This window comes from Rubritalea squalenifaciens DSM 18772 (genome assembly GCF_900141815.1).
Classification (GTDB): Bacteria; Verrucomicrobiota; Verrucomicrobiia; order Verrucomicrobiales; family Akkermansiaceae; genus Rubritalea; species Rubritalea squalenifaciens.
In genome coordinates this window covers 265979-285810 of record NZ_FQYR01000002.1, presented here as the reverse complement: position 1 = coordinate 285810, position 19832 = coordinate 265979, and the positions used below count along the sequence as shown (strand labels likewise).

15 protein-coding genes are annotated in these 19832 nt (G+C 54.1%); 10 read left to right on the top strand and 5 right to left on the bottom strand.

Annotation, left to right across the window (positions count from 1 at the left end):
- Positions 1 to 156: 156 nt before the first annotated feature.
- The 6 genes from cas1 to BUB27_RS01215 all read left to right on the top strand — a co-directional run bounded on the left by cas1 (position 157) and on the right by BUB27_RS01215 (position 5446).
- Positions 157 to 1092 carry a type II CRISPR-associated endonuclease Cas1 gene (gene cas1 / locus BUB27_RS01235; protein ID WP_159434721.1) on the top strand — a complete coding sequence of 312 codons (936 nt, stop codon included), beginning with the start codon at positions 157 to 159 and terminating at the stop codon, positions 1090 to 1092.
- Positions 1083 to 1388: a CRISPR-associated endonuclease Cas2 gene (cas2, locus tag BUB27_RS01230; RefSeq protein ID WP_143157715.1), complete on the top strand. Its 306-nt coding sequence runs from the start codon at positions 1083 to 1085 to the stop codon at positions 1386 to 1388. Before cas1 ends, cas2 begins: the two co-directional genes overlap by 10 nt.
- 137 nt (positions 1389 to 1525) lie before the next feature.
- Entirely contained in the window at positions 1526 to 2533 is a 1008-nt protein-coding gene (locus BUB27_RS01225) for a hypothetical protein (RefSeq protein ID WP_159434720.1), read from the top strand.
- A gap of 134 nt (positions 2534 to 2667) precedes the next feature.
- On the top strand, positions 2668 to 2832 hold the full coding sequence (locus tag BUB27_RS18820; protein WP_159434719.1) for a hypothetical protein: 165 nt from the start codon (positions 2668 to 2670) through the stop codon (positions 2830 to 2832).
- A 385-nt stretch (positions 2833 to 3217) separates the two neighbouring features.
- Entirely contained in the window at positions 3218 to 4606 is a 1389-nt protein-coding gene (locus BUB27_RS01220) for a Fic family protein (RefSeq protein ID WP_143157713.1), read from the top strand.
- A gap of 273 nt (positions 4607 to 4879) precedes the next feature.
- Complete coding sequence (locus BUB27_RS01215; protein WP_143157712.1) at positions 4880 to 5446, top strand: hypothetical protein; 567 nt, start codon at positions 4880 to 4882, stop codon at positions 5444 to 5446.
- A gap of 36 nt (positions 5447 to 5482) precedes the next feature.
- Here BUB27_RS01215 and BUB27_RS01210 read toward each other — a convergent pair whose 3' ends face one another.
- The 3 genes from BUB27_RS01210 to BUB27_RS01200 form a co-directional block, all read right to left on the bottom strand.
- On the bottom strand, positions 5483 to 6031 hold the full coding sequence (locus BUB27_RS01210; RefSeq protein WP_143157711.1) for a hypothetical protein: 549 nt from the start codon (positions 6029 to 6031) through the stop codon (positions 5483 to 5485).
- A 1-nt stretch (position 6032) separates the two neighbouring features.
- A complete protein-coding gene (locus tag BUB27_RS01205; RefSeq protein WP_143157710.1) occupies positions 6033 to 6641 on the bottom strand; it encodes a hypothetical protein in 609 nt (202 codons plus the stop codon).
- A gap of 191 nt (positions 6642 to 6832) precedes the next feature.
- Positions 6833 to 7507, bottom strand: a complete 675-nt coding sequence (locus tag BUB27_RS01200) for a PEP-CTERM sorting domain-containing protein (RefSeq protein WP_143157709.1) — start codon at positions 7505 to 7507, stop codon at positions 6833 to 6835.
- A gap of 307 nt (positions 7508 to 7814) precedes the next feature.
- Here BUB27_RS01200 and BUB27_RS01195 point away from each other — a divergent pair, with 307 nt between their 5' ends.
- The 4 genes from BUB27_RS01195 (at position 7815) to BUB27_RS01180 (ending at position 9991) form a co-directional block, all read left to right on the top strand.
- Positions 7815 to 8273, top strand: a complete 459-nt coding sequence (locus BUB27_RS01195; RefSeq protein WP_143157708.1) for a hypothetical protein — start codon at positions 7815 to 7817, stop codon at positions 8271 to 8273.
- A gap of 130 nt (positions 8274 to 8403) precedes the next feature.
- The gene (locus tag BUB27_RS01190; RefSeq protein ID WP_143157707.1) at positions 8404 to 9045 is read left to right on the top strand and encodes a hypothetical protein; all 642 of its coding nucleotides are present in this window, start codon (positions 8404 to 8406) and stop codon (positions 9043 to 9045) included.
- Positions 9046 to 9108: 63 nt separating this feature from the next.
- Positions 9109 to 9507: a hypothetical protein gene (locus BUB27_RS01185; protein ID WP_143157706.1), complete on the top strand. Its 399-nt coding sequence runs from the start codon at positions 9109 to 9111 to the stop codon at positions 9505 to 9507.
- A gap of 25 nt (positions 9508 to 9532) precedes the next feature.
- On the top strand, positions 9533 to 9991 hold the full coding sequence (locus BUB27_RS01180) for a hypothetical protein (protein ID WP_143157705.1): 459 nt from the start codon (positions 9533 to 9535) through the stop codon (positions 9989 to 9991).
- Between the two features lie 343 nt (positions 9992 to 10334).
- Here BUB27_RS01180 and BUB27_RS01175 read toward each other — a convergent pair whose 3' ends face one another.
- Both BUB27_RS01175 and BUB27_RS01170 read right to left on the bottom strand, forming a co-directional pair.
- Complete coding sequence (locus BUB27_RS01175; protein WP_143157704.1) at positions 10335 to 10865, bottom strand: hypothetical protein; 531 nt, start codon at positions 10863 to 10865, stop codon at positions 10335 to 10337.
- 732 nt (positions 10866 to 11597) lie between these two features.
- Positions 11598 to 19559 (bottom strand): cadherin domain-containing protein, encoded by a 7962-nt coding sequence (locus tag BUB27_RS01170; RefSeq protein WP_143157703.1) that lies wholly within the window; start codon positions 19557 to 19559, stop codon positions 11598 to 11600.
- Positions 19560 to 19832 lie beyond the last annotated feature (273 nt).

Genomic DNA, 19832 nt, shown 5'->3' with positions numbered 1-19832 from the left:
ATACAGTGAGATAGGGTTGTTCGCACACAACAAAAAAAGCTCAAAGGAGGCAAGCATTTCGCCTAGCCCCCTCGTTTTCTCCACCAGATAACACCACTACATACTTACTCTTAGACACTTGCATCACCATAAAAGATCATGCTAGGATGCCGGGCTTTGATTAAACATACACTGGAAATATCCGAGCGCCCGGCAAGTGTCAGCCTGCGCAATCACCAGCTGCTTATCCGTGCCGGTGAACTGGAGCGCCGCTATGCCTGCGAGGACGTTGGCGTGCTGATCCTAGAACATCCGGGTATCACCATCAGCGCGGCAGCGGTCAATGAACTGCTGACCGAGGGTGCGGTGGTGCTTTTCTGCGGGGCCAACCACCTGCCTACGGGTATGCTCCTGCCTACCATCACGCATACCGAGCTGGTGCCGCGCATGATGAACCAACTCCAGGCGGACCAGCCCAGCCGCAAACGGCTCTGGAAGGAAATCGTCCGCTCCAAGATCCAGGCCCAGGCCGCCAATGTGACTGAGCCCTACAAGCGGAAGCTTGGCCATCTGGCCAGCAAGGTGAAATCCGGCGACCCGGAAAACCGCGAAGCCCAGGCCGCCAAAATCTACTGGCCAGCCTACTTCCCCGATCAGTATGGAGCAGGAATGGCGCGGGATTATAACTGCAGCTCATTCTTTAACTCAGCTCTGAACTACGGGTATGCCATCATGCGCGCTGCTGTGGCCAGGGCTCTGGTCTCTGCGGGCCTACTCCCCGCGCTGGGAGTCTTCCATAAAAGACGGGATAACCCCTACTGCCTGGCAGATGATGTGATGGAGCCTCTGCGCCCGATTGTCGATACCAGGGTGAAAGAACTTCTCCAGGATACGGCGCATGGTGATACACAGCCTAACAGTCTGGAGAAAGAACACCGTGCCGCACTCCTGAGTCTCTTGTCAGAGCGGGTCACTTGTGGGGACTTCGAAGGTCCACTCATGGTGGCACTCCCCCGCTACATCAGCAGCTTCTACCGGATGCTGACCAAAGAAGCCTATACCCTACTCCCCCCCTACCAATGCTCATCTCACACTACCGATGTATGTGGCTAGTTGTCCTGTTTGATCTCCCCGTAGATACGCCTAAAGCCCGTAAACAATATACGGACTTCCGCAAGGACTTGCTGGGAGACGGGTTCGACATGATGCAGTATTCCGTCTACTACCGCCACTGTGCCAGCCAGGAAAACGCCCTGGTTCACATCAAGCGCATCCGCCACATCGTCCCACCTGACGGCGAAGTACGCATCATGCAATTTACGGACAAACAGTTCGAGCGCATGGAAGTTTTCTTCGGCCAGCGCAGAGTCAGAACCGAGGAAGCCCCGGCGCAGCTGGAAATGTTCTGAGTGTTTTTGTTAGAACAAACTATTACGAACTTGGCCTCAACACTCCTGTTTGGCTTTGACCAGCTGTTTCATTCACCTAGTTTATTATCGATCACCAATCTAGGATTACGGTGAATCTAGCCAGCTTTGCTATGAAGATGCGCGCCATTCCAATCTGTCTCTTGCTTACATCCCAGGCCTTGCTGGCGCGTTTGCCGGAAAACCTGCCACAAGCCAATACGCGACCTGTAGAGGGTAGCAGACAGGAAGCGGCTATCGATACCGAGACGCCACTGCCAAAACTCGTCTCACGGCTGGAGGGCGAGTGGCAGCTCGTGAGTACCGGGAAGATGTACTTGATAGGCTACACCAATGACATGTATTCCATCGCAGCGCATGGTGAGAAGGCACTCTCAGAATTAAACAAGCTGATCAAGAACACCAAAAGCGCCAAGGCTAAGTCGGGAGCGATACTCTGCATCCACCTGATAGGCATCGAGAGTACGGTGAGCGGCAGATTTGCGGAGGATTTTAATAACGAGATGGCGCGCCAGACTCTACTGGCACTGGCGGATGACAATGAGTTCGGGCCCATGGCGATCAATCTGCTCGCCCGTGATCCCTGGAAAAGCGATCTGCCGACTCTCGTCCGGATCTTGAAGAAACATGAAAAGCCAAATCCGGCGCTGATTCACGCTCTCTTCCGCTATGTCCGCGAGGGCTTCCCCTTTCGCGAGGACATCGATGAAAAGCTGGACCAGATTCCAGTCTACTTCGAGACAAGCGAAGGTAAAAAGCGTTTGGGCGTGCTCACCACCGTATTACGAGAGAAGCCAGACGATGATCCTAAGATCATCAATAAGATGAAGCGGCCAGACTATGTCATTCAGTGGGACGACACACTAACCAATCGTATCGTGCGCCGCTACACGCCAGCTCCCGATTCCCCCATCCTCTCTGAGATCAAATTCGGAAAGATCGAGAATGTACTCAGCCAATTTTTACGATTGAGCAGGGAAAAGGTGGGTGTTTTCAGCTACTGCGGCCAGCTGGAGCCCTACTGTCACTACGTAGAGCAAGGCGCAATCATCATCGTAGATGACAGTGTCGCGCGCAAGCGCTGGATCAGTCACTTCGACAAGCATCCACCAGCTCCACAGCCATGATGGCTCTAACACGTGATCATTCGTGAAGGTTAAACGACACCGAGCTCAGAGTTCCCTGCCCGAAAAAACCTCTAACCATCGGGGGATTCTTCCTTAGTACTCCGTAACCCAAGATGAACCGGAAACCCAAGGACATGAAACTCATCACCCTGCCGCTGCTACTGACTCTCCTCCCGCTCTGGGCTGAAGAACCAAAGGCGGAAGCCAAGAGAGATCCCCAGGACCCATCCAACTTCCCGCTGACAAGCCAGATGTGGCAACAATTCCTATTTCAGCAGCCTCTTCCATTCTACCTTTGAATGCCTTAACTTCCTTATTCCCCAGGGAGCCATGTAAATGGCCAAGGCTAGCAGCCCCAGCCAGCCCAGAGTTTGCATCTGTACCGGAAAAAGATGATGCAATGCCCACAGACCTCCGGGGGTCGTAACAACTCCGGCTACTTTTATCCAGTTATCGTTCGTCATAACATGCTTGACGCGGGCCTTCATGTGGGCACCGGAGTATTTTTTCTCTCTCTTTTGATCTTTCATCCTACAGGGAGCAGGCATGTCAAACGGCTCCGAGTACGCCCGTAGCTGACTTTTAAAGTGTCGCCAGCCAATACTTCTGGATGCCTCCTCAGATCATTTTAAAATGGCACGATTTAGAAATCGTGCCATAATCGTGCCACATTAGGTCATAATCATGCCATCTCAGCCACCAGACGATGAATTGCAGGTTATCCTTGAAGTTGTGGCTTCAGCTCCGCACGGGATTTCCATAGGAGAATTGTTGGAAAATAGCCGACTCGATCTCAAACGACGGACATTACAGCGCCGAATAGATTATCTCTGCGATCAAGGCCTCCTTGAGCCACGGGGAGAGGGACGAGGCCGCCGCTATTTGGTTCCGGCGGTTACGGTCGACAATACAGTTCCGGCAGCAAAAGCATCCACAGTGGACCGCGGCTGGCTCGGCCCTGAATCCACTGAAATAAGAAGACTGGTTTCCCTTCCACCCAGCAAACGCCAGCCTGTCGGGTACGACCCATCGTTTCTGGAATCCTACCAGCCTAACGTTACATTCTATCTTCCTCAGAAGACCCGTTCACACCTTGTCGAGATAGGACAAGTCGGTATCACGGACTTGCCAGCAGGCACCTATCTTCGCCAGATTCTGGATCGACTGCTAATCGATCTTTCCTGGAACTCAAGCCGACTTGAAGGCAACACCTATTCCCTGCTAGAAACCCAGCGCCTGCTGGAACTGGGCGAATCAGCGGATGGCAAGGCCACCCAGGAAGCCCAGATGATTCTCAACCACAAGGAAGCCATCGAGATGCTAGCAGAGCAGTCCGAAGAAATAGGCTTCAACCGCTACACCGTGTGCAACCTCCACGCCCTTCTATCCAACAACCTGCTCAGTGATCCGGCTGCCTGCGGGAGAATACGTTCCCGTCCTGTCGGCATTTCCGGCACGGTCTTCCATCCCCTGGAAGTTCCCCAACAGATAGAAGAATATTTCCAGCTCATTTTGGACAAGGCCGAGGCCATAAAAGACCCTTTTGAGACAGCATTTTTCGTGATGGTGCAGTTGCCTTATCTCCAAGCTTTCGAGGACGTCAATAAACGAGTCTCCCGCCTGGCTGCCAACATCCCAATGATCAAGTACAACTTCTGCCCCCTGTCCTTTGTCGATATAGAAGCAGACGACTATATTAACGCTCTGATCGGTGTCTATGAGCTTCAGCGCATCGAATACCTTCGAGATGTTTTTGTCTGGGCCTACGAGCGCTCAGCTCTACGTTACAATGCGGTACGCCAGTCTCTTGGAGATCCCGACCCATTTCGGCTGAAATATCGTTCCCAGATCGGACGTTTCGTGCGTGAGATCGTGCAATCGTCACTCGATGCGAGCGAGGCCATCCGGTGGATTCAGCAGCATGCCACGACAGAAATCCCGGAGGAAGACTATACACAATTCATCGAAACCGTGGAAACCGAACTACTCAGCCTGCACGAGGGAAACATTGCCCGCTTCCGACTACGTCCGGGAGAATTCGCCAACTGGATGTCCAAGCAAATAAGAGCATAACACTCTTAGCTCTCCTGGATTCTGCTGCGGGCAGTTACCATGTAGGATGACGTCAACTCAAATTCAATCTTGCTGCGGGTTGACCGCAAGCAGTGATCAGTTACTTCGACAAGCATCCTCCATCTCCACAGCCATGAAGGTCCTAACACGTGATCATGCCTGAAGCTCAAGCGACACCGAGCTCAGAGTTCCCTACTCAAAAAAAATCCTCTAACCATCGAGGGGTTCTTCCTTAGTACCCCGTAACCCGAGACTAAAGATTAACCCAAGGACATGATACGCATCACCCTGCCGCTGCTACTGACTCTCCTCCCGCTCTGTGCTGAAGAACAGAAGGCGGAAGCCAAGACAAATCCCCAGGACCCGAACGTGCGCCCTGCTGGCGAGGTGGTACTGCAGTTCGAGCACCGTATCGAGATTCCCCAGATCAAGCGCTTCAAGAGCGAGGACGGCGTGCTCGAGCTCTTCCCCGGCGATACCGTCCATCTGGAATTCCAGAGCAAGGAGGGCAAACTGGTCGACCCCAAGGTGGTGGCCAAGGTCACCCATCCCAAGCGCACCATCAGCTTCTCCATGACGCAGGACAAGGACATGACCTGCCTCTCCCGCAGCACGCAGATCCAGCAGACCGTGGCCTTCGACTGCATCCACCGCCAGCTCGGCAGCGAAGACTTCTACTCCACCCAGCTCATTCCCACCGAGAAAGGCCTCGCCTCTTTCGACAGCTGGTCCAATACCGTCTGGATGCTCCGCCTCACCAACTTCGAGATCACCGACAAATCCGCCCAAGACGTCTACGAAGAAAAGATCAAGAAACGCGAAGAGGCAAAGAAGGAGTGAGCGCGGATGCGGTGATGAATAGATCACCCTGCATGCCTAGCTGATCCAGATCACCACCTTGTCGACCTGCTGCCAGGTCTGGCCCAGGTACTCGAAGAGGTAGATGATGCCGTCTCCGGCGTCGATGAGGGCTTGTTTGCCGTCTTTACTGAAGCCGCCCCGGCTGAAATGCTGGAGACCGCTCCCGCTGCGTTTGATGGTGATGCCATGCTGCGCCGCCATGTTCTCACTGCCCCGATGCATCGGGACAGGTTCATTGCGCTGGAGGAAGCTCTGGTAGGTCTCCCGCTTGAGGTCCGGCATCTTGTCCCGGAGGGTTTCCCAGGGGAATTCGGTGGCCAGCTTCGAGCTGCACGAATGTCTCGGAGCCTTCCAGTAGACCTCGCGCTTGAGTTTGAAGGCATCACAGAAGCCAGCGATCAGCGCGTAGTCCTGCGCGTCAAAACTGGAGGCGTAGTGATGCTCCGTGCCGCAGGACTTGCAGCGCTCGCTCATCACGGCCACCGGCTTCTCTATCTCCGTCTGCAGGCCCTCAGGCGAGGCACAGGAAGCGAGGACGAGGGCGAGGATGGATAGGTGTTTCATCTCATTCTTTGGTTTTGGCGGGTGGGGTAATCGTCACCTGCTCGCCTTTCACGCTCACTTGTGAACCACTGACAGGCAGCGGGTAGGTTTTACCAAGACAGGAAAACTTGCCGTCTTTGATGAAGAAGATGACATCTGCTAGGCCGATCACCACCGTCCCATCCTCCGTAGTATCTCTGAAAGAGCCGCCGCTGATAGGGTCTGTCAGGACAAAGCTTACCCCAGCTACGGTATCGGTATGATTTCCAAGATACTTCCTGGGAATGAAGGGGATGGCTTTCTCGGCGGGCTTGGCTGGCTTGCCATTGATTTTCACCATGTCTTTGCTGAATTCCAGAGTCTTGATCTCCTCCATTTTAGCCACACTGCGCCTGTTGACGTAGGCCACGCCTCCTGACACGACAAAACAATAATCCCGGTACTGCACCTCAAAAGCCGTGTAGATGACATTGTCATCAGCATCAGTCTCAGAGCGATTACCACCTGCCTCGATGTCATCGAGATACGTCACTTCGATCGCACCCGTCTCAAAGACCATTTCCTTGGCATGTAACGATCCATGCCAAAGGCCACACATCAGCACCAGAGCTGCTATTTTCTCCATCATCATTTTCTATCAAGTTCCTGTTTAAGCACTAAAACGAATCCCTGTATCCTTAGCCCATCTTCCAGTGCCCTGAAAGCTTTTTGATCACAGCCCACCCCTCCTACATGTGAGAAAGTTCTCACGCCTACCCGGCAACAAAAAGCCTCCGATCCCGAGATGAGACCGGAGGCTGAAAGCTTTGTGATGCGCCAGGATTACTTGCGGCGGCGTAGGATGAATGCCAGGGCACCCAGGCCGAGAAGCGCGGTAGAGGATGGCTCAGGCACGGCCACGAAGTCCAGTGAGGAGGAACCGATGGATGGCACACTGCGTCCTGTGTGGTTCCCTGTGGTGGCCAGCATGATGTAAAGGTCTGTCTCGGCACCAGTGGCATTGTAGGTGACGGAGGGAGCCAGTGCGGAGGCACCGTTGTCCGGAGAGCCGAAACCATCCACACCTTCCGTGAGTGTCTGGAATGAGCCAGCGATGAAGTTCACCCCATCGAGTGAGAAACCGAAGGAGAACTGGGCGTTGTTGTTGTCACCGAAGTTGGTCACCCCCACATCCGCGAGAGAGAAGGTGTAGGTGCCCGCTTCCGCTGTGCCAGTGAGCTGCTGGGAGAGGATACCGAATTCATTGCCATTGTCGCCTTCGAGAAGGAGAACGTGGGTACCGGCGGTGCTATCGCTGAACCAGTTGTCCGGGTCAGAGGCTACACGGAAGTCGCCCAGGTCGAGAGAGTCAGAGCCGAGGGAGGTTTCCGTCCAGCCAGTAATGCCTGCAGAGTTGGTGACACCATCGTCTTCCCAGCTGAGGTTCACAGCGGTCAGCGCAGCATGCGAGGCGCTGATGCAGGCCACCGTAGCCAATGTAAATGCGAGTTTATTCATGATTCTGTTTGAGTGAGGTTCATTGCTTGATCGCGCCGAATTTCTCTGGTGTGAATAGGTGATTCTTTAATCTCACTCTGCAGTAAGGACTTGGCCGCGATGATTCAGCGACTGTTCTACAGGCACCACGCCAGTGCGGGCAAAAGATAGATATTGGTCTAAATCCAGACCAAATCGGCTCCGGCAACGACCGTTGCGGTGCCAGCAAAGGCCCGGAGTCACCCAGACCATGAATGTCATCGACAGGGATTCGATCAGGCTTTATCCCTAGGGCGTCATGTCGTTTCGCTACCCAGATCTCCAAACCATGAAACCCCTGGCCTGTATTTTACTCTCTCTATGGAGTTGTTTGCCCCTAGCAGCCCAGGACGGCAAGCAGAGCAAGCTGATTCAACAAGTAGAGAAGAAACGCGATAAACCAGCGGTTGTTGAACTCAACATTCCTCGTTTGCTTCCATTTGATAAGCTTGAAGACAAATCGAAAGCTAGAGAGAACGCCAATATGATCGCAGCCGAGATTCTGAGGAATAAAATTGCCGTGAGCAGGCAACAATTTGAGCATTATTGCGGGACCCCTGATGGAATTTCAGTTGATGGTGATCTTATCATGACAGCCTATTTTTACATGCGCGATGATGCTAAGAAGCTATGGGTGATGTATGCGTTTTATAAGAACGGTAAGCTGAGTGAAATTGGCTATAATGATGCATCCGTGAATGACCATTCAAAGATGCGTAAACTAAGGCCCGAGAAATTCCCCAAATAAACACCGACTAACAAGCCAAACGCTATCTAGTCAAAATCTAACCAATAACACCAACCCTAACCCACAGTCCACGCGCTCTGAGAGTCATCGGCAGATGCGCTAGGAGGCTAACAATATGATGCGCAATACCATGTTCATTTTTATGACGCTTCCTCTCATTGCCTGGAGTGAAGCTCAAGAGAGGCAGGATCCAGAGCCGAATCAGGAGGAAGCCGCTGATGCTCTTGCAGACCAGATCCGCGTCTCCAAACTCCGCCACAAGCTTCTTGACGCAACCAAGAGGAAAGAGATCCCCTATTTGAAAGATTTTATCGCTCTCTATCCAGACTCCGTCGTGCGTTACCTGTCCTTTGCGAAGGCTGATTTCCCCAGTTTGAGCGTCAATACGACGCTGCATGATCGTTACCAGCTCAATATGCGTATTCCTGTGCGATATTCGGAGGACAATAAAAAGATCACCGGTTATGGGGAACCCCTATGTTACCTGTCAGAAATCTCTTCGGTGACTCCTCGTGATGATGGGGCCGGAGGAACTGAGCTAGGAGGAACCAGTGGCGGAGATCTCTACAAACATTTTGGCCTTCAAGATTGGAAGAAACTTGTTGAAGCCAAGGGTGATTTTACAAGCCTGGGACTTAAGCTAGAAGTCAATAAACCTGTGCCGAACTTTAATCTCGTTAAAAAGTATTTGAAGAGCTTGGAACGGAAGATACCAAAACAAGCCGACCCCGAGCAGCCGGCTACCCCTCCCGAGTCAAAGTCTAACCAATAACCCACAGTCCACGCACGATCCCGCTGTAGGGATGAGTGCACGATGAGCTTCTCCAAGAAAACCATGATACGAACACTCATCAGCGTTTGTGCGGCCCTCTTCATCGTCGGCTGCGATTCTAAGCAGCCTGAAGCAGCGGGTACAGAGCCTTCACCTGAAGCCATGCAGACGGAACTGCAGGCAGGTGGCGTCTACGCCTCGAAGAATGAGGAAGGTAAGTTCACGATCACCAAGATCCTGGCGCTGGACGAGTTCACCGTGCACGCAAGATTCTACAATGAGGAATTCGATCAAATTCCTTCTGACATTGCCACGAAGAATCTGAGCTTCTTGATCGGGCATGCGCCAATAGCACGAGAAGGGTTTCTCAAGGACAACCAACAGTGGATCACTACAGAGGAAGTTTCCGCAGATGAGCTTAAAGGATACAAGCTCTACCTTGAAGCAATGCGTGAGCAGTAAGCTCATTTCATACAAAGCCTAAGCCATGATCACTCAGGAAGATTCCATCACAGAGGGTGTCTGGAACCCAGCTTCTCGCTTGATTGCTCTTTTTATCACCTCCTACTTGGCCGCAGTTTTCTACCCTGTGCCCGAAACCATCTTCCATTGGATCGCCGGTCCTGAGGTCGACGGCAACATCACAGTGATTCATAATCCTCGATTGGTGGATTTCACAGCCGTCCCACTACTCGGGACCTTGTTCCTCTCTACCGGGATCCTAGCGTTCCCCGTTTATGGCTTCTGTATTCTGTGCTCAGTCCTAGACCGGTGGGATGTTCGCAAGACGACAGCCCTGGGCTCGGCTGTAGGCTTTTCGATCTTTTTTGCCCATGACGTCACTCACTCCTATGATCTCTTCGTTGAAATGCTTGTGTTTATCGTCTCCACGGTGATTTTCTATTCTATCACATTGTGGGTGAGCTCTCGGATTGGCAGACAATGAACACCTGACCCGTCACGGATCGAACTTTTCACCGTGATTAGAAGCTTCAACCAAACTCGACTGGGCTAAAAGCGGCGGCTGATGAAAGCCAAAAGGCGGTACGACCCTTCCTCCACCCCTCCGGGGTGGTATGTGGGTGGGGACGGGTTCCCGGGGTACGCTACGCTTTACCCCGGGCTTTGTTCCATCATCCCTACGGGATGGAGCCCGCAGGGCTTCTCCCCATCGGGGTCGCGGAGCTTACCTCTAGCCAGCTTTTAGCTTCTTTCTATTGCCTCTCCACCAGGAAACGCCAATCGCGCAGAGGCTCGGCAAGAGAATGAGAGCTATCCAGGTTTCAGCATCACTTCACTCTCTTCAGCTTAAAGTCCCAGGTCGCCTCAAAATTTTTATCTCCTGTTACATTTACCACTCCCTTGATGCACATCACTCCATTCTCATCTAGGTAGAATCTAGTTTCATTCTTGTCCCCTTCTGACAACCCAACAGTACGGGATGTAAAAACGCCATCCTCATAGCTAACTATCGCAAGTGCAGCCATATCCCCTCCTCTCCAAGTCATTATCCTGAAAGTCTGACTTGTCTCGTCCCATCCGATCAAACACCGCGACTTTGATGTCTCTTCTTTTCCATCAACGGTAATGATTTCTACCTGTTCTCCCATGATAAGTCCAAGTTTCTCGTCATAGCGGTACGTCTCCTTATGACGACTTTGCACTGTCCACTTCTTACCATCTATTTTGACCTCAGCCTGATTATCCCCCTCCCAGGTTCCCAGCAGCTTCTCATACGGCTTATATACCTCAGGTAATTTACCACCGAAAGAGGCACACACCATCACCAAAGACCAGCACATCACTAACAGGAATTTCATAAAACACACCTACCACAGCTTACTCCAGTGCGTCATCTCAAATCACTACCATTTTCAACAAGTATGTATTCAGCCGTATCTACACCAGCACAGAAGCATACATCCACAGCTAATGACCTAACAATCCCTCCATATTTTTAGGAGGCTACTAGGTAGTACGACCCTTCCTCCACCCCTCCGGGGTGGTGTGTGGGTGGGGACGGGTTCCCGGGGTTGGCGCTCACTGTGTTCGCTGACCCCGCGCTGTGTTCCATCATCCCTCCGGGATGAAGCGCCCTTCGGTCGCTTGTCATTGCCCCTGCGGGGAGAATCAAGAATCAAGAATCGAGAATCAAGAATCGAGAATCGAGAATCAAGAATCAAGAATCAGGAATCGAGTTCATGCTTGATGATGCCCGGCTAGATGAAACTTACGCGACCCACCTTGGGGTCGTGTTGTTTTTTCTATCCTCTTCCCGGGGTAGCAATCCTTCGGCTGGCAACCCGCGGGCTAAGCTCCGGAACCCGCGTTGGGGTTCTCTAGGTAGCATCCCGAAGGGATGGAGCCCGCAGGGCTTCGCTGCATCTAGCAAGCAATCTGTTCTCATCTATTTAATCTGTGGCTAGATAAGTTCCATCCCGCAGAGCCCAATGACTCATGACCAATGGCCGATGACGAGGCCTCTGGCCTCCAAAAAGCCCGCAGTCAGGTGAGACTGCGGGCTGTAGGTGATGTTTGTTTTAGGCTACAGCCTAGGCATCGTGCTCATCCCGCTCGGCATGGCCATTCTGGAGGCCACGGATACCCATGGGGATCTTTTCCAGAGCCTTATCCAGTCCATTGCTTCCTTCGCTCCCGGTGGAGGCGAGAACGGCTTCGGCCAGCCCCTGCAGGACATTCTCTTCACTTGGTGTGGGTTCCGCGGAGACAGAGCTAGGATAGAACTCGGTGATATCCACGGCGCGGTAGTACACGCGTACGTCCTTGATCTCTCCGGTGAAGGAATTGCCGCTGGAATCCCAGATGCCGCCGCCACCGATGTTGAAGCTGTAGGGTGAGCTGCCGTAGCTGGTGGTATTGTTTCCGCCGCTACCCGCCAGCACGCCATCGATGTAGATCTTCAGGCTGCTGCCGTCACCTACGACCACGACGTGGTGCCACTGGTTGGCAGCCGGGATGCTGGCTGAGGCATTGCCACCTCCTGCGGTCCAGACTCTCAGGCTGTTGCCGTTGATACCGAACTCGATGACATCGTTCTGGCCCCAAAGGCCGATGCGGCTGCCATTGGTTAATCCGGAGCGGTACCAGCCGGACATGGTGAAGGCGCCCAGGTTGTTCATGAGGCCGGGATCCGTACTGATGTAGTCATCCACCCCATCGAAGCTAGCTTCCGTGCCGCTGAAGCTAGCACCTTTGACTTGAGCGTGAAGTGCGTTGCCGCTGTTGTCCACGGCGGCCGTTGAGCCGGCGGACTCGTCCAGTGACCACCAGCCTTCCAGACCAGCATAGCTGGAAGCCGGGAAGTCGAGGCTATCCATTGGATCAGTACCTGCCTTGATTTCCAGTACGTCGTGGAAACCATCGGAGTCACCGTCGTTGCTGTTAGGGTCACTGCCAGCCAGGTATTCCTCGGCGTCGGTCAGGCCGTCGTTATCCGCATCGCCTGTACCGTCAGAGCTGGTGGTATCACCGAAGTTGGCAATCTCCCAGTTGTCGTCCAAGCTGTCGCTATCGTAGTCCTCGAAGGCCACATCGGTCACCATGACGCTCACGCTTGCGCTGCCGGTGAGGCCGCCTGCATCAGTAGCCGTGACGGTGAGTGCGTAGCTATTCGTTGTTTCGTAATCGACCATGCTGGCCAAGGTGATCTCACCAGTGCTGCTGTTGATGGCGAAAGAACCATCATTGCCTGCGGTGATCGCGTAGCTCACGCTGTCTCCTGCATCAGGATCCGTGGAGCTTACTGTGGCCACAGTAGTGCCTACCGGGGAATCCTCGGCCACACTCGCGCTCACACTGTTCGCCACTGGGGCTTCGTTCACGTTGGTCACATTCACTGCCACCGTAGCCGTGTCATTCAGGCCGCCGGCATCGGTCACCGTCACACTCAGTGCATAGCTGTTAGCCGTCTCGTAATCCAAGGCCGCTGTGGTGGTGATCACGCCCGTCGCGCTATCAATTGCGAAGGAACCGTCATTGCCTGCGGTGATCGCGTAGCTCACGCTGTCTGCTGCATCCACATCGCTGGAAGTCACGGTGGCTACGCTGGTGCCTACAGCAGCATTTTCAGCCACGCTGCCGCTGGCATCATTGGCTACCGGTGCTTCGTTCACGTTGGTCACGTTTACGGTAATGGTCGCGGTGTCTGTGAACAGACCGGAGTCAGTCACCTCCACGCTCAGCACGTACTGGCTGGCTGTCTCGTAGTCGAGCGTCGTGGTCGTGGTGATCTCACCGGTCGCGGCATCGATGGCGAACTCGCCGCCTGCATTGCCTGCCACGATGGCGTAGGCTAGGATGTCACCCGCATCAGGATCCGTGGCGATCACGGTTCCCACGCTGGTACCAGCGGCAGCATTCTCATTCACTGAGAAGGTGTCGTCACTGGCGGTCGGAGCTGCATTCAGGGTGATGCCTGTCAGGTCCAGCAGATCCTGCTGGCTGAGTGCTTCCTCGAAGAGGTAGAACTCATCGACTTCCCCCTCGAAGAAACTGCCTTCATTGCGGTTCACACCGAGGTTCACGGAGTCAAACAAGTCATCGTTCACCCCTGCCAGGGTCTGAACGGCCACGCCATTGTAGTAGAGGGTGGTATCTGTACCGTCTGAAACAACGGCGAGGTGGACCCACTCACCCACCGGTGCAGCACCGAAGGTCTTGGTCTGGGATCCACGATACTGGAAACCATTGCCCATATCGATCTGGAAGGTCTTTGCGGTATTCGGCGTGTGGTTACTGAAGACGGAATCATAGACCGGCTGGCCGGCTGCGCCATTCTTCACCCAGAAGGCTACCGTGAAGGCACCCAGGTTAGACTCTGGCATCTCTACCGTGATTCTGTCGTCCACCCCATCGAAGGAAGCACCACCACCCTCGACTGCTGCGGCAGTCCAGACGGTGCCGCCGCTAAGGGTACCGTCATGGAGCCAGCCTGAGGCATCCTGAGCTGTGGTGCCGCTGGCATCATCCAGGCGCCAGTACACGAGCGGAGCCTGCGCCGGCACACTCAGTCCGTCCATAGGATCGGTTCCGTGAATGACTTCCACGTTATCGCTATAGCCGTCTCCGTCTGAATCCATCATGTTAGGATCGCTGCCTGCCGCCAGTTCGCTGGCATTGTCCAGGCCGTCGCCATCACTATCTGAGGATCCATCTGTACTGGAAACAGAGCCAAAGTTGGCGAGTTCCCATTCGTCGGCCAGGCCATCGGAATCAGAGTCATCATTCGCCACATCTGTCACTGCGATGCTTACGCTGGCGGTATCGCTCAGGCCTGCTCCATCAGTCACTTCGACAGTGAGTGAGTAGGACGCGGTAGTCTCGAAATCGAGACCTGCGGCGGTGGTGATCTCACCAGTCGCGCTATTGATGGCGAAGCTGCCGTCATTACCCGCGATGATGGCGTAAGCCGCTGAGTCACCAGCATCCGGGTCGGATGAGGCCACGGTACCTACAGATGTACCTACGGCAGCATCCTCGGAAACGCTGGCGCTGAGGTTGTTCGCCACCGGTGCTTCGTTGACGTTGCTCACGTCTACGGTGACAGTGGCGGTATCCGTTAGTTCACCGTCACTCACCTCCACGGTCAGCACGTACTGGCTGGCTGCCTCATAGTCGAGCGCCGTGGTCGTGGTGATTTCACCCGTATTGGCATCGATAGCGAACTCGCCGCCTGCATTGCCTGCGGTGATGCTGTAGCTCAGGGTGTCACCCGCATCCGAATCCGTCGCGCTGACAGTTCCCACGCTGGTTCCAGCAGCTGCATTCTCAGGTACAGTGAAGGTGGAATCAGTGGCGACAGGAGCAGCATTAAGATCAGCATCTTCCTCAAAGATCGCGGTGATCTCTGCAGCGCTCAGTGAGCGGCTGTAGATGCGGATGTCATCCATGCTGCCGTTGAAATAGCGGCTTTCTGCACTGATGTCCTGACCCAAGATCAGATCGGCATCGAAGGCCTCGACATCGTGGTTGGACACATTAGTAGCGGACTGCATTCCAGTGCCGTCATTCATGTAGATCGTGGCTTTGTCTGCCTCCACCACGAGTGCCACATAGGTCCAGACTCCATCCGGCAAAACCAGTCCGCTGGACCAGCCCCACTTGCTACCATTCCAATGATATTTCAGTTCATTGTTAGAAATGTGAAGACCGGATACGGTGCTTCCGCCGCGGCAGAAGACAACCCCAGCAAAGCTCTCATGGCCTTCCCTCTTGAGCCATCCGGAAATGGTCACGGTGTTCGAGTTCAGGTGAAGCGCAGGAATGGTCACTTTATCATCAATGCCATCAAAGCTCAGAGCGCCCTGGTCCATCCCAGTCGTCCAGCTAGGACCATTGAGCAGATCACCATCGGACAAGCCAAGGGCATCTGCGGCAAGCAGACCGGTGGCATCATCAAGCTTCCAGTAACCGACCAGTCCTGTACCACCACCCATGTTAGGAACGGAGCCCAGCTGAGTCGGGTCTGAGCCTTCTGCCAGCTCCAGGTAGTCGCTGTAGCCATCTCCATCGCTGTCAGCAGCATTCGGATCAGTACCGGCAGCTAACTCCTCGGCATCGCTGAGGCCGTCGCCATCGCTATCTGCTGTGCCATCCACAGCGGCAATGGAACCGAAGTGCTCTACTTCCCATTCATCGGTGAGTCCGTCACCATCAGAGTCATCATTCGCTACATCACTCACTGCGATGTTCACGAGAGCCGTAGCCGCCAGTCCGCCCTCATCCAGAGCGGTGACAGTCAGCGCATGGGAAGTCGCCGTTTCATAATCCACCATGCCAGCGACAGAAATTTCTCCAGTAGCTTCGTCGATAGCAAAGACTCCCTCAGGATCACCGCTGGTGATCACGTAGGTCAAAGAGCCGTCGTCCGGATCAGCACCAGTGACACTACCCAAGACGGTTCCTGGGATTGCGTTTTCAGTCACTTGGAAATTATCTCCAGCCAGTGTAGGAGCCAGGTTAGCCGCAGGAGTCAGCAGGCGCACATAGGTATTTCCATTCTCACTGACGATCTCGATATTCTCATCGAGCACAGCCGGGTCACCATTCACGGTGAACTTCGAAAGGTGCTCGCTGGTCACTGAGGACACCGTCTCATTGGTGAAGCACAACTCACCTGTAAAGGGAGTAATGAAATCAATGGACGAACCATTCACTGGATTCCCTCCACCCGTTAGGGTTAGATTCGTAGCACCAGTGACAGACATCTTGATACTAGAGAGGTACTTGAAGCCAAAGGTGCCCCCCGTGAGCTTCACTTTATTACTATAACTCAAGCCATAAGCCGTCGTACTCAGCGTACCACTCTTGAGGTTAAGAGCGTTCCATTTCAGGTCTACATTGCCGGTAATGTTCGTAAAGCTGGCTCCATCGATCATCAGATCGGAGCTGACTCCGGTAGAAGGATCGAGTGTCGCTGCGGCTGCATCGTAACCGCCGAGCTGGGTTTTCCAGTTGGATTCGTCAAAGAAATCAGTGTTCCCGCCTGCTTTGGCGACCAGGATCTTAGAATTCAGACGCGCGATCTCACCAGTGCTGATTGCACGGTTCCAGACACGCACATCGTCGATCGTTCCATTGAAGAAAGCATTAAGACCTCGGTTCACGCCAATCTTCAGGCTTCCAAAGTCACCGCCAGCATGACCGCTCAGCGTATTCACCAGCTTGCCATTCGCATAGGCGCGGATTTCATTGCCGTCTGCTACGACACAAAAATGCGTCCAGTTCTTGTTCGCATCATAGAGCTCCATCGAGCTGCTTGAATTGAAGCGCAGGCTGCTCGCTCTGTCTCCTTTGTAGTCGATCTGGAAATCATCTCCCGAGCTATCGTTATTGAAAATCGACGCGTATTGCGGGTGACGGGAAATGTCTGACTTCATCCACAAGGCCACCGAGTAGGCGGACATGCTTTGGGTGGATGCCAGTGCATGGCTGACCCTGTCGTCCACGCCATCAAAATGAAGCGCACCACCACGCATACCGTCAGTGGTCCATACTGGACCTCCGCTCAGCGTTCCGTCTCTGTCATTGCCTGATGCGTCAGCGGCGGTAGTTCCGCTTGTTTCATCTAACAACCAGGTGGCATAAGCACCCTGAGCCATGGCAGCATCCGTCACTTCTGTCGTGAAGCTCCAGACCTCACTGCTTTTGGTCAAGCCACCCCATACGGCTTCGACACGCCAGTAGTAGGTTTGGGAAGTATCCAGGGTGCCGACATCAAACCAGTTAGCGCCAGTGACTCCCTGATATTCTGGAGATGCAGTCGTGGCACTCGCCACTGCTGCGGCATCGGTACCGAAGTACACGCGATAGCCATTCTGAGCTTCGACATTTTTCCAGCGCAAGGTCTGGATGGCAGCCAGGTTCTCAGTACTCGTATTCGCTGGCACAGGAGCCGCTGGAGGGAACTTGGCATTCTCCATGATGCCAACCAGGCCCGCCGCATCCAGTGCGCTGGTGTAGATCCTGAAATCATCCATGGAGACATCTCCCATGGAGTCTGCACCCAGGATGAGTGGTGAGCGGCCATGGAAGATAAAGCTTCCACTAGTCAGCGGCTCAGAAGCCGCGAGAGCACCATCGAGATAGATCTCTGCCTGATCGGTACTGCGGTTGAATACCAGGGCCACATGATGCCATTCATCCGCGCTGAAGTTACCAGCATTCAGGGTGAGTTTACTCTGCATGCCCTCGAACTCCCGGAACGCAGCTTTCAGCTTTCCATTCTCCGTATAGACCCGGAATCCGGTGTTTTGCTCGTCGCTTTGATACTTGCTAAAGATTTCTCTCTCCACCTCCCCCGTGGTTCTGACCCAGGCAGCGATGCTGAAGTCGCGATCCATAGGGTCAAAGAAATTCCCCGTTGACATGGCTTCCTCATCAAAGGGATAGAAGTCCGAACCGGTACCGGTGTGCGCGATCGGCAGGATATTGGTATCATCCACGATGATGCCGCCGTTCGCCAGGCGCTGGCCCTTACCCACAGGAGCATCCACGCTGCCACTCTGCAGGCTGCCTGAAAGGAGCTTGCCGCCATGGCCTAGTGCGGTGGTGTTGCTGAGGCTGTTCCCTGTCACCTCGTCCATGGTGTAATGCACAGTCAGTCCTTGATTCACCACTTCGATAAAAATCAGTTCCTGGCTCTTCAAGCTCGCAGTCGAGTCATCCTGCACCGTGTAGGCGATGATGTCCTTGCCCACGTAGCCTTCTGCCGGGGTGTAGGTGAGGTTATTGCCACTCTTCGTCACGGTGCCGCCGTTGGCTGTCGTGGCGGTGAAGGAGAGCAGGCTGAGTGTGTCGCCATTAGCATCCGTATCATTCGCCAGCGGGCTGATCGTCACCGCCTGGTCCACCGTCGTGGTCACCAAGTCGAGATCCGTACTTGGATGCACAGGATCGGGATAATCTCCATTGGGTTGCCACAGCGTACCATCTGCTATCTTGTTAGACTGCGTGACTTTCATGCGCTGCTTGTTAGGCGCCCCGTAGTTCGGGTTGTCCCCCCCTCGCATGGCATCTTCACCGTACTGGGAATGGTTGGCATTCCAGCCGTGTCCCCCCACCTCGTGGTTGAGCACATCCACACCTACGGGATTACGGCCATTGATCGCTTCGATCTTGCCCACGCAGTTCTGACTGGCCACACCGGCCAAGCCCAGGCCTCCGACACTCGTCTTCGTGACGGTGATCTGCTCCCAGGTAGCATTCCGTAATGGGTAGGCTGCGTCCATCCAGGCGTTCTTGGTCAAGCCGAGTAACTTCCCCAGATCATTCGCCTGGGACATGTCATAGAACTCACCGTTCTCTCGAGTCACCAAGGTGGATATGGACACCGCATTGCCAATGTCACGGCCATGGGAGCCGTCACACTTGGATACGGCATATTCCATGTCCGCCCAAGCACGCTCGATATCATTGCCATTGTTGCTGGTAATATAGTGGTGCGTGAGGTCGACCCCGATCGGCACTTCGGTGATTCCACCTTCGGGTCGCGTAGGGTTAGGCGTTGCAGGCCCCTCCTGGTCTAACTGGCTTGAGACGTTCTGGTTCTTCACCTCCCACTTGAAGTTGCGCCCGACAAGGAAATCCTGAGCCTCAGCCCTGATGGTTCCATCGGGATAGATCACCGCAAACACGCGCGTATTCGGATCACCAGCTACCGTTCCGCGGTAGGTTCTCACTTCAGGCAAGTTAGTGTCCGCCGTGTAAGTACTGTTCGGTGTGTCATAGCGGTACCAGACGATTCCTGGCGCACGGACCGAACGCTTGTACAGGTTCAAAGTCGTTTCCTGGGAACCATTACCGTCTACATCGACGGTTAAAGTCAAACTATCAGGCAAGACAGCGAAGGCTGAACTGGCTGAGGCTGCTAAGATGGCCATACTAAGGCCTAGGCTGCCTTTGGGAATGGAGCTTTTCCATTCAGAGTGTCCTGCACGAGAGCAGGATCCAGGGCCGAGAGGGCCCTGATCTTGAGGGTAGGGTGTGGGTTTCATGGGTTGCGGAGTTGGGTTGAACCTTCACAACCGGGGATCATCAATGAGAGCAGAGGTTGAAAAGGATGAAGTCTCTTTGAAGTACATCAAGCCCCCATCACGAAGCTCTTTCTTCCCAAGCCCAGGCTAACAGCACACTAGCAGAGTCACCCCAAAATGAACCAATCCCTTATACCGCCATAAATTACACGCACAAACCGGTCCAGCTAACGGTCCAGTCGATACTCACCTCCCTCCAGCAACCAAACATCCCGCATCGCTTGACTAAATTTC

What these genes read in the sequence shown, in the direction of transcription:
- cas2 (WP_143157715.1), top strand. Translation starts at nt 1,083, where the DNA reads ATGTGGCTAGTTGTCCTGTTTGATCTCCCCGTAGATACGCCTAAAGCC.
- BUB27_RS01225 (WP_159434720.1), top strand. Translation starts at nt 1,526, where the DNA reads ATGCGCGCCATTCCAATCTGTCTCTTGCTTACATCCCAGGCCTTGCTG.
- BUB27_RS18820 (WP_159434719.1), top strand. Translation starts at nt 2,668, where the DNA reads ATGAAACTCATCACCCTGCCGCTGCTACTGACTCTCCTCCCGCTCTGG.
- BUB27_RS01220 (WP_143157713.1), top strand. Translation starts at nt 3,218, where the DNA reads ATGCCATCTCAGCCACCAGACGATGAATTGCAGGTTATCCTTGAAGTT.
- BUB27_RS01215 (WP_143157712.1), top strand. Translation starts at nt 4,880, where the DNA reads ATGATACGCATCACCCTGCCGCTGCTACTGACTCTCCTCCCGCTCTGT.
- BUB27_RS01210 (WP_143157711.1), bottom strand. Translation starts at nt 6,031, where the DNA reads ATGAAACACCTATCCATCCTCGCCCTCGTCCTCGCTTCCTGTGCCTCG.
- BUB27_RS01205 (WP_143157710.1), bottom strand. Translation starts at nt 6,641, where the DNA reads ATGATGATGGAGAAAATAGCAGCTCTGGTGCTGATGTGTGGCCTTTGG.
- BUB27_RS01200 (WP_143157709.1), bottom strand. Translation starts at nt 7,507, where the DNA reads ATGAATAAACTCGCATTTACATTGGCTACGGTGGCCTGCATCAGCGCC.
- BUB27_RS01195 (WP_143157708.1), top strand. Translation starts at nt 7,815, where the DNA reads ATGAAACCCCTGGCCTGTATTTTACTCTCTCTATGGAGTTGTTTGCCC.
- BUB27_RS01190 (WP_143157707.1), top strand. Translation starts at nt 8,404, where the DNA reads ATGTTCATTTTTATGACGCTTCCTCTCATTGCCTGGAGTGAAGCTCAA.
- BUB27_RS01185 (WP_143157706.1), top strand. Translation starts at nt 9,109, where the DNA reads ATGATACGAACACTCATCAGCGTTTGTGCGGCCCTCTTCATCGTCGGC.
- BUB27_RS01180 (WP_143157705.1), top strand. Translation starts at nt 9,533, where the DNA reads ATGATCACTCAGGAAGATTCCATCACAGAGGGTGTCTGGAACCCAGCT.
- BUB27_RS01175 (WP_143157704.1), bottom strand. Translation starts at nt 10,865, where the DNA reads ATGAAATTCCTGTTAGTGATGTGCTGGTCTTTGGTGATGGTGTGTGCC.
- BUB27_RS01170 (WP_143157703.1), bottom strand. Translation starts at nt 19,559, where the DNA reads ATGAAACCCACACCCTACCCTCAAGATCAGGGCCCTCTCGGCCCTGGA.